Origin of the sequence: Mesorhizobium sp. M7A.T.Ca.US.000.02.2.1 (assembly GCF_003996995.1) — a bacterium.
Taxonomy (GTDB): domain Bacteria; phylum Pseudomonadota; class Alphaproteobacteria; order Rhizobiales; family Rhizobiaceae; genus Mesorhizobium.
Genome location: NZ_RZTT01000587.1, coordinates 1 through 2,839, shown reverse-complemented (window position 1 = coordinate 2,839; position 2,839 = coordinate 1). Strand labels below are relative to the sequence as shown.

Sequence of the window (2,839 nt, the reverse complement as noted above, 5' to 3'; positions counted from 1 at the left end):
TCCGTACTGGTGGCGAATGCCGTCATCCGGCTCTGGAAGGGGCCGGGAGCGAAGGCATTGACGGTGATGCGGCGGCCGGCGAACTCGAGCGCAAGGGTGCGGGTCAGATGATGCACGGCTGCCTTGGACGCCGTGTAGGAATAGGCGTCGTCGGCCAGCGGCTGCGTGCCCATCACCGAACCGAGATTGATCACCCTGGCCGGATCGGCGTCGCTGGCGGCGGCATCAAGCAGCGGCAGCAATTCGCGGGTCAGATGGAAGACCGCGGTGACGTTGACGCCAAACACCTTGGCCCATGCCGAATAGGGGAAGCTTTCCAGCGGCGCGCCCCAGGAGACGCCGGCGTTGTTGACCAGAATATGCAGTTTCCCGGTCCGCGCTTTGACCTCGGCGACGAGTGCGGCAATGCCGGTTTCGCTGGAGACATCGCCGGCGAAGCCTTCGGCCCGGCCGGATGCGCCAAGCTCGTTCAACTCTTCGGCGACCTTGACGCAGTCATCGCCCTTGCGCGACGCGATCATCAAGTTGGCGCCGGCCTGCACCAGCGCGGTCGCCGCCATGCGCCCGATGCCGGTCGCGGCACCCGTCACCAGCGCGGTCTTGCCGGCCACCGAAAACAGCTCGTCCAGATAGCTCATCACAATCCTCCGCGCTCGGCATGCGGGCAAACAGTTCGCGTTGACAAGGCTATCCGAAGTACGGTCATCCTTGCCACTGACAAAATGCCTGGCATGCATGAAGGGTTAGCGACCGATGACGGAGATGAATCTCGGCATGACCGAGCGGTTGAAGCCGATCCACGCGCGCGTCGCGGCCATGGTGCGCGACGAGATCATGCCGCTCGACCATGAATTCCTCAGCGAAGTGGGCAAGGCAGGCAACCGCTGGGTCTACAGTGCGCGCCAGAGCGAGATCCTCGAAGGGCTGAAGAAAACCGCAAGGGAGCGTGGCTTGTGGAATTTCTGGCTGACCGGCTCGGAACGCGGCTACGGCCTTTCCACCGTCGAATACGCCTATCTGGCCGAAGAGATGGGCAAGGCGCATCTCGGCGCCGAGACCTTCAACTGTTCGGCGCCCGACACCGGCAACATGGAGGTGCTGGAACGGTACGGCTCGGCCGACCACAAGAAAGAATGGCTGGAACCGCTGCTCGAGGGCAAGATCCGCTCGGCCTATCTGATGACCGAGCCGGATGTCGCCTCGTCCGATGCCACCAACATTGCCATGCGCTGCGAGCGTCAGGGTGAAGACTATGTGCTCAATGGCGAGAAATGGTGGGCTTCGGGCGCAGGCGATCCGCGCTGCGCCATCTACATCGTCATGGTCAGGACCGGCGGCGATGAGGAGCCGCAGCACCGCCGTCATTCGATGATCCTGGTGCCGTCGGACACAAAAGGCGTGACCAAGGTCCGGGCCATGCAGGTTTATGGCGATGACGACGCGCCGCACGGCCATATGCACCTCCGCTTCGACAATGTGCGGGTATCGGCATCGAACCTGATCCTCGGCGAGGGCAGGGGGTTCGAGATCGCGCAAGGGCGGCTCGGCCCCGGCCGCATCCATCACTGTATGCGCGCCATCGGACAGGCCGAGATGGCGCTCGAGATGCTGTGCCAGCGTTCCTTGCGCCGCGAAGCCTTCGGCCAGAAGCTGGCAAAGCTCGGCGCCAATTTCGACATCATCGCCGAAAGCCGCATGGAGATCGAAATGGCCCGGCTGCTCTGCCTCAAGGCGGCGTGGATGATCGATCAGGGCGACGCCCGCGCCGCGGCCCCCTGGATCAGCCAGATCAAGGTGGTGGCACCCCGCGTCGCGCTCAAGGTCACCGACGAAGCGGTGCAGATGTTCGGCGCGCAAGGCATCAGCCAGGACACGCCGCTGGCGCGGTCGTGGACGCATCTGCGGACCTTGCGCCTTGCCGACGGGCCGGACGCCGTGCATCGCCGTCAGGTGGCGCGCACCGAGCTGAAGAAATACACGCAGGAAAAGGTCTGAGCGCCGGCATCGTCATCCGGCGATGCCGACAGCCCAAGCACGGAGTGTTCCAATGGCCGTCCCCTCCGAAATGAAGGCGCTGCTGCTGGTCGGCGACGGCTACACCAGGACGCCGAGCGGCAGTGTGCTGGAGGCGACGGAGCCGTATCTCGAGCCGGGCAACATCGCGGTGCCGACACCCGGACCGACGCAGGTGCTGATCAAGGTCAACCTCGCCTCGATCAACCCCTCCGACATCGCCTTCATCAAGGGCCAGTACGGCCAGCCGCGCGCCAAGGGCCAGCCGGCCGGCTTCGAGGGCGTCGGGATTGTCGTCGCCAGCGGGGACGAGCCCTATCCCAAAAGCCTGATCGGCAAGCGCGTCGCCTTTGCCACCGGTGTCAGCAACTGGGGCTCATGGGCCGATTATGCCGCTGCCGAGGCAGTGGCGTGTATCCCACTTCTCGACACGGTCCGCGACGAGGATGGCGCGGCGATGATCGTCAACCCGCTCACCGCGCTTGCCATGTTCGACATCGTCAAGCAGGAAGGCGAAAAGGCCTTCGTCATGACCGCCGGCGCCAGCCAGCTCTGCAAGCTGATCATCGGCCTGGCCAGGGAGGCAGGTTTCCGACCGATCGTCACCGTGCGGCGTGACGATCAGATCGCTTTGCTGAAAGCGCTTGGCGCGGCGCACGTGCTCAATGAAAAGGCGCCGGATTTCAAGGCGGCTCTGCGCGAGGTGATGAAGGCCGAACAGCCGCGCATTTTCCTGGACGCGGTGACCGGGCCGCTTGCCTCCGCCATCTTCGACGTCATGCCGAAGCGGTCGCGCTGGATCATCTATGGGCGGATCGATATCGAA

At 64.6% G+C, this 2,839-nt stretch carries 3 protein-coding genes; 2 read left to right on the top strand and 1 reads right to left on the bottom strand.

Features of this window, described 5'->3' with window-relative positions; translation table 11 throughout:
• Window positions 1-638, bottom strand: a 638-nt coding sequence (locus EOD15_RS32060; RefSeq protein WP_127409195.1) for an SDR family NAD(P)-dependent oxidoreductase, incomplete at its 3' end; no start/stop codon positions are given.
• 115 nt (window positions 639-753) lie between these two features.
• Here EOD15_RS32060 and EOD15_RS32055 point away from each other — a divergent pair.
• Together EOD15_RS32055 and EOD15_RS32050 are read left to right on the top strand one after the other, a co-directional pair.
• A complete protein-coding gene (locus tag EOD15_RS32055) occupies window positions 754-1,995 on the top strand; it encodes an acyl-CoA dehydrogenase family protein (protein WP_127320545.1) in 1,242 nt (413 codons plus the stop codon).
• 52 nt (window positions 1,996-2,047) lie between these two features.
• Window positions 2,048-2,839: zinc-binding dehydrogenase (locus EOD15_RS32050; RefSeq protein ID WP_127409194.1), on the top strand; the 792-nt coding region annotated here is incomplete at its 3' end.